Source organism: Sinomonas sp. G460-2, assembly GCF_047759905.1.
Classification (GTDB): Bacteria; Actinomycetota; Actinomycetes; order Actinomycetales; family Micrococcaceae; genus Sinomonas.
In genome coordinates this window covers 1-916 of record NZ_JBKZWT010000576.1, presented here as the reverse complement: position 1 = coordinate 916, position 916 = coordinate 1, and the positions used below count along the sequence as shown (strand labels likewise).

The 916-nt window shown below is 69.7% G+C and carries 1 protein-coding gene; it reads right to left on the bottom strand.

Annotation, left to right across the window (positions count from 1 at the left end):
- Positions 1–870 (bottom strand): IS481 family transposase (locus ACLN58_RS22560; RefSeq protein ID WP_415857434.1); only part of this gene is annotated, 870 nt, incomplete at its 3' end.
- Positions 871–916: the final 46 nt, after the last annotated feature.

Below are 916 nucleotides of genomic sequence, written 5' to 3'. Positions count from 1 at the left end.
TTGGCGTTCGGTGTTGCTGGTGAAGGGGCGCCGGTAGGCCCATTCGGTGGCCAGGGTGCGGTTGAGGCGCTCGACCTTGCCGTTCTGCCAGGGGCAGTGGGGCCTGATGAACTTCTGCTTGACGCCCAAGGCGGCGCAGACGCGCTTGAGGTCGTTGGAGTGGCGGTAGGCGAAGGCATTGTCGGTCATGAGGCGTTCGATCCGTGCGATGCCCTTGGCCGCGAAGTAGGCCGCGGCGCGTTCGAGGAACCCGGCGCAGGTGGTCCCCTTCTCGTCCGGGAGGATCTCTGAGTAGGCCAGCCGGGAGTGGTCATCGACCAGCGAGTGGACGTAGTCGTAGCCGATCGTGGTCTTGCGGGCGCGGTTTCCCTCGGCCCGGCCCAGGGCCCTCCACCCGCCGCCGTCGGGGATCCGGCCGAGCTTCTTGACGTCCATGTGGACCAGCTCGCCGGGCCGGACGCGCTCGTAGCGGACCGCGGTGGACTTCGAGGAGCGGATGGGATCGCCGGTCATCGGGTCGCACTCGCGCAGGCAGGGCACCCCGTGCCGGCGCAGGATCCGCGACACCGTCCTGGCCGGGACCCCCACCTTCGGGCCCAGCACGTCGGGGCCTTCGCGGTGCTCGGCCCGGGCAGCCAGGACCGCCTGCTCGACCTCGGGCGCGGTCCGGGCGGGCATCGTGTGCGGCCGCGAGGACCGGGTCTCCAGGCCCGCTTCGCCTTCGACGGCGTAGCGGTCGATCCAGGTCTTCACGCATTTGCGGGAGATGCCCATCGCCGCGGCGATATGGGCCTGCTTCCAACCGGCCTGGTGCCGGTCGACGATCAGCCTGCGGCCATGGACGGTCAGCCGGGCGTTACGGTGGGACATGAGAACCTCCGAGTTGGAGTGGGCCTTAGACAAGCCACATCCCACT